The sequence below is a fragment of the Marinilabiliales bacterium genome (assembly GCA_007695015.1).
Classification (GTDB): Bacteria; Bacteroidota; Bacteroidia; order Bacteroidales; family PUMT01; genus PXAP01.
This window is the reverse complement of the sequence record REEN01000013.1, coordinates 1-5,911: the sequence shown is the minus strand read 5'-3', so window position 1 is coordinate 5,911 and position 5,911 is coordinate 1. Positions and strand designations below refer to the sequence as shown.

3 protein-coding genes are annotated in these 5,911 nt (G+C 50.4%); 1 reads left to right on the top strand and 2 read right to left on the bottom strand.

The annotated features are described in order from the left end of the window. Positions 1-70 precede the first annotated feature (70 nt). Positions 71-1,948 carry an FtsX-like permease family protein gene (locus tag EA408_00280; GenBank protein ID TVR75474.1) on the top strand — a complete coding sequence of 626 codons (1,878 nt, stop codon included), beginning with the start codon at positions 71-73 and terminating at the stop codon, positions 1,946-1,948. Between the two features lie 36 nt (positions 1,949-1,984). Here the strand turns inward: EA408_00280 and EA408_00275 are convergent, their stop codons facing one another. Both EA408_00275 and EA408_00270 read right to left on the bottom strand, forming a co-directional pair. Continuing rightward, complete coding sequence (locus tag EA408_00275; GenBank protein TVR75473.1) at positions 1,985-4,072, bottom strand: Tat pathway signal protein; 2,088 nt, start codon at positions 4,070-4,072, stop codon at positions 1,985-1,987. Between the two features lie 88 nt (positions 4,073-4,160). Then, positions 4,161-5,911: hypothetical protein (locus tag EA408_00270; protein TVR75472.1), on the bottom strand; the 1,751-nt coding region annotated here is incomplete at its 5' end.

Genomic DNA, 5,911 nt, shown 5'->3' with positions numbered 1-5,911 from the left:
GGCTTTGAAGAATTCGGTAAGTTTGGGGGAGAGATTCTGGTCGAATAGAATTTTCGGGAACAATCCGGCAGTGGGGCAGATACTGGAGATGGATAACAGGAGCTTCACTGTTACAGCGGTTACCGGTAATGTCCCTCGGAATACCCATTTTTCCTTCGATTTGCTTATGCCGATGAGCAGTCTCTCTTTCATGCACCAGCTCGGGGGACTGGAATTCTTTACCTATTACCTTTTTGAGACGGGTGCAGATCCCACGGCAGTTGCAGATGCAATATGCCAGGCAAACAATGAAAATCTGGCAGAGAGATTCAGCATGTTTGCAAACTACGGGTTCTCTTCAGAAATTTTGCCGCTTACCAGGCTGCACCTGTTTTCAACTGCTTCATATGGACTGGGGCCGGCAGGTAGCATCAATACCGTTATTATAGTGGGATCCATTGCCGTTCTTGTCATGTTCCTGGCACTCACCAATTTTGTAAACCTGTTTGTAATTGAAGGTGAACAGCGGGCTAAGGAGATAGGCATCAGGAAAGTCAACGGGGCACGGAAAAGTGATATCGTCAGGCAGTTCTTTGCCGAAACGACCTTTATCGTGGCCATATCTTTTCTGATCGGACTGGTGCTGGCCACACTTCTTTTGCCGCAGTTCGGCGAGCTGATGAGGCGCAGTTTCCCTGGCGACCTGTTCAGGTCGCCGTTGCTGATTGCGGCATTGGCAGGCATATTTGTTATAACGGTAATTCTTTCCGGCAGTTACCCGGCCTTTTACCTCAGCAGGCTCAGGCCTGCAGCCATCCTGAAGCCGCATGAAGGTGGGGTTGGCCGCAGAAGAGTGGTCATGAACCTGGCCGGGGGAATGCAGCTTATAATTACGCTGGTGCTGCTTACATACCTTTTCGGCATAACCAACCAGGTAACCTACCTGCAGAATATGCCACCCGGACTGAACCCCGAGGGGCTTGTGAATATCTACAACCTGAATGACAATATGAAGAGGCAATACCCGGATATCAGGGAACAGCTGCTAACCATACCTGAAATTGAAGGTGTAGCTGCATCGGGCCACACTATTGGGGGAGGGACCAGCGGTCAGGGTATCAGGCTGCTGGAAAGTCCGGCAGACAATATTCTTACGATCAACGAATACCGGGTCCAGCCTGGTCTGTGCGCTTTGCTGGAACTGGAGCTGAAGGAGGGCAGATTTTTTAATCCTGACCTTGCTACCGACAGGCAAAGCGTTATACTGAACGAGGCGGCGGAGAGAATGCTCGGACTGAATTCGGCTGTGGGGAGGCAGGTGGTTATGTTTCAGGACCCACTTGAGGTGATTGGCGTGGTAAGGGATTTTCACTATTCATCTGCTGCAAATGAAATTCAACCCCTTGTGATTACAGCATATAGGGAGAATATAAACAACATCATGGTAAGGCTTTCGGCTACCGCCGACTACAGGCCGGCAATGGAGAAGATTGAGCAGACACTGAAGTCATTTGATGAGGGTTACATAATGAGTACAAGTTACACTTCCAGTATCTACCGTAACTTCTATGCAGCTGAGCAGAGACTCGGAAAGATCATAAGGGTTGGTGCTGCATTAGCGGTTGTGATCGTGATGATGGGCATATTCATGCTGGTGTCGCATACCATCTCCAGGAGAACCAAGGAGATAGGGATCCGGAAGGTCCTTGGAGGTTCAACATCGCGAATGATGGCTATTCTTTACTACGGCTCACTGAAGTGGGTTGTCATAGCTTCGGCAATTGCCATCCCGGTAAGCTACTTTTTGCTGGAAAGATGGCTGAGGGATTATGCAGTAAGAGCTCCCCTTAGCTGGTGGCTTTTTGTCCTGGGAGTGGTTATTGTGCTTGCCCTGCAAACAATCATCACTATCTGGCAGACCTGGAGCATAGCGCGGCGTAACCCGGTTGAATCGCTCAGGTATGAGTAATGTATACGGACTCGCCTTCAAATGGCGATTACTTTATCAGGTAACAACTATCACCTCATGATCATGAAGTGATTTAATCTCAAATTTTATCCAGCTGTTTATTTTTCTGACCTGGAGGTTATGGCCGGATACAAGTAAGCGCAGGCTTATGCCGGAAACATCGTCCGGAACCTTAAGGCTGACGGTAAAGGAGCCTGCCGGACTAAGTTCATGTATTGGCTGCCGCCATGCTCCTTCATTATTCAGGTTAACCAGATGCAGGATCATACGCCCGGACTGATGATACAGATTACAATCAACAAGGCCTCCTCCGGTTATGTTTAAAGGTATATTGCCCCTGCATGCCCAGCGGATAAGGTTTGCCAGCAGATTGCTGTGATCAGGCAAATTATGGCGGGCAAACTGGCGGTCAGCCGACACGTGCGGTTCACTGCCCGATCGCGGACCATCGACCCGGGAGCGCAGTTCAGGCAGGATCCGAAGGTAAGTGTGGAGGGTCTCCCCGGTGTAATGGCTGGTGGCATGATTATGATCGCTGTATTTTTCGACCAAATGTGTTCCAAACAGATCACTCAGTCCGTAATCCGGCCGGGGGTCACCCCATTCGTTGAAAAGGCTGCTCTGACCTGTCGCCACCAGTCCCCCGCCCCTGGATGCAAAATTCTTTATGCTGGTTATCTGCCGGTCGGTCATCACGCCCAGGTTTGGCAGAACAAGCGCAGAGAACTGATCTCCCTGGCTGTCAATATGATCGGCATGAACAGGCAGATAGGGTATTCGGGCCCGCAGAAGCGTCTGGGTCATGCCCCGCCAGGGTTCGTCCACCAGACGTTGACTGTTGTTACGGCCATAAAAATCCATATTTTCCTGCGACCATACCACCCCAATGGTTGCCAGAGGCCGGCGGTTTACAAGGAATTGTTCATTTGCGCTGTGCCATTTATACAACGGCTCAACGGTCCGGTACATTCTCCGGTCCTCATGGTAGGCGGCAACATGGTGCCACCACGGCTGAATTCCTCCTGCGAAACCGCTTAATACCCACATACGGGCTTCCGGTTCGGGTTTGCTTGTCAGCCGGAAATTGGGTGTTCCCTGCTGATACATAGCCATACTTTCAGGTATGATTTTGTCCCATCCGAGCATCCCATGAATGAGTTTTCCAACTTCTCCATTTTGATGGAACCCGGATTCATTGCCATAACGTGCCTGATGATCGAGCATGATCATATCTGCTCTTTCACATATTCCCTTGTAGTCCCTGAAACTGGCGGCCGACCAGCTTATCGAGCCGGGGGTCATTCCAACCCAGATACAATCGCGCCCGCCGGCAGATCTGGTAGTATGGTTATAAAAGTCCCATATTTCAAGCCGGCGATCGTAATTCCACCTGATCCAATGACGATAGGCAGGATCATCCCAGTTGACACTTTCCGGAATATTGAAGCCGGACTGTTTTTTGAACTTATCCCTGCACCGTTTGCAATGGCATATGTTGTACCTGTTCAGTCCGTGCCACATATTATCGGTGAAGCCCTCGGGCTTATACAATTTAATGACCTCCTGCAAAATGGACGGGATAAATTCGTCGTAATATGGACTGTTAACGCAGGTGACATAAAGGTCGCCTTCCATATAGGGCTCATCGTCAGCATTGAATGCGAACCAGTCGGGATGGGCCCGGAAAAGATCTTTATGAGCTCTATTGGAGTCCATACGTGCAAATACAGCCAGCCCTTCTTCATGAGCGGCATTGCACAGTTCGCCAAAAAGATCTCGCCCTGCCAGGTGCTCCGCCTGCCGGTGAAAAGGGATCTGGCTGGGGTAATAGGCTACTATGCCGCCTGCATTTACAACAATGCCCTGCGTCAGGGTTCGTTTCCAGTAACCGCGCCACCAAGCGATATCGTAGGTTTGGGAATCCGGTTCTGTTATGTTGGTCTGTCCCCACCGGGTCAGCCTCCTGTACCATGGCGATCGACCGGTTACCTCACCCGGTTTTCCCGAACCTTTGACAGGGAAATGGAAAAGAGCATTGCTCATTAGCAGAACAGATGCTGCCCCGGTGGATTTAATAAAGCTACGCCGGCTTTGAGAGAGTTCAGTATTTTTCGGATTGCTCATCACTGGATATTGATTGTATGAAAGATTTACTTTATACACATGAATAAGGTCTGCTGCTTATTGAGGCCTGGGTTCGGTCGGGACCTGGTTAAAGTCTTCGTGGATATAATTTATTTATTCCAAAAAGGTAACCGTACAAGACAATCTTTTGCCGGAAGGTCTGCTGAGGGGTGGCCTCACTGTTTGGCACCGAGTAGCGGCTGTTCCAGAAGTGTTCACCCCACGGCCATATTTCCTTGTCATCCGGGTAATTCCTGTTGGTGTACCATTCGCAACGGTGAATATCATCGCTGTTATTCCAGCCGTCACGGCACATATAGGGCGTCCAGCCGGGAGTGAGTCCCGGATACCCGTCACGGCGCCCCGGGGCGAAGGTCTGGGTAACGGCCCTGTCGCCCAGTCCTGTCATCTGTACCAGTCCCAGCGGATTTCTTCCCAGTGTCCATTCAGCCTCATAATACAATCCCTGTTCAAAATATTCTTTCTCCTCATGGCATTCGGTTATCTTGTGTGCTATTGCCACCAAAGACATCTCGTTTGAAGTCTGCGACATACCTTCCCAGCTGACTGCCCAGCGGGCAGCCCGGGTCGGACTTCCATCCGTTTTGCCCAGGTGATCGGTTTTTGCCTGGTGAATTATTATGTTTTTCATGTTCTCCTGTAATTCCGGAAAATTGACTTTTTGCGGAGTGAAGATGTAGGCGACAGAGGCATACTGCTGCTCAAAGGTCCCACTATCCTTCACCCTGGATGAGGGATCCTTTGCCTCGCTTTCCTGGTATATTACTTCCTCAAATTTTGATTCGCCGGTAAGGTTATAAAGGAAAGCAGCCGCGGTCATTTTCAGGTCACGGCCGCGCAATCCGCTGGCACGGTCATCTAGCATATGATCGTGTTGCCTCATTGCCCAGTCCCAGGCCTCAAGTGCGGCTTCGGTATATTTTTCCCTGAGTTCCTGGTTACCCGCCAGCCTGAAACAATCGGCTGCCATCGCCGCACCGGCAGCCACGCACCATCCCTGCCATCCACATGCTGCACCGGCATAGTTGACATCTGTTTCAGGTGCCTTGATGTTGGTCAGTCCGGTGAGATAGCCTCCCCCTGGATCACGCATCCTGAGCCACCAGTCGATCTGCCATAATGCCTCGTCGATAATATCGGGAATCCCGTTATCCCATTCAGGAATATATAGCTGATTATCTTTAAAGGCATCGGGGTTGAGGTAGTATGTAAGCAATATATCGAATACACAAATAAAATTCACCGGTCGCTGGTCATTATCGTAGGCATCTGCCCAGCCGCCCCAGGATTCTTCAACTATTTCCCCCGAAAGGTCTTCGGCATACCAGTCCCTGTTATCGGGATTCACCCCGGTCACCATTTCCCGGTTTGAAATGTAAACAACGAAATCTTCCGGCTCAACCCCTTGTTTAAACAGGGGGCGGCGGGAATACGGAAAACCGCCGTTGGGTTTTTCTTCACAGCCCATACGCTGATAGAACATACCCTGCATGGATACTTTAAATGCTTCTTCGAAAATATTCTCTTTGATTGGAAAAACCGGGCTGGTGCCCATTCCTTCGACAACCAGCCTGTATTCTCCGGGAGTGTTAAATGCGGAAAAATCACACTCCCACACATCGGCCATGGTAAAATCTTTTTCAAATCCGGGCTCTACAAGATTTTCCATCCTGAACTCCAGGTTCCCGGACCAGGCTTTCTCACCCGAAGCAATATCATAAAGATGCCAGGGCGTCCCTTCCAGGCGGCTGAAATCACGTCCGCCGCCATCACCCATCCACAGGTACACATCGGCAGTTTTCTGGACGGCACCGGCTT

Bases quoted from the DNA above. Each gene is read 5' to 3' on its own strand.
- EA408_00275 (TVR75473.1), bottom strand. From the start codon at position 4,072: ATGAGCAATCCGAAAAATACTGAACTCTCTCAAAGCCGGCGTAGCTTT.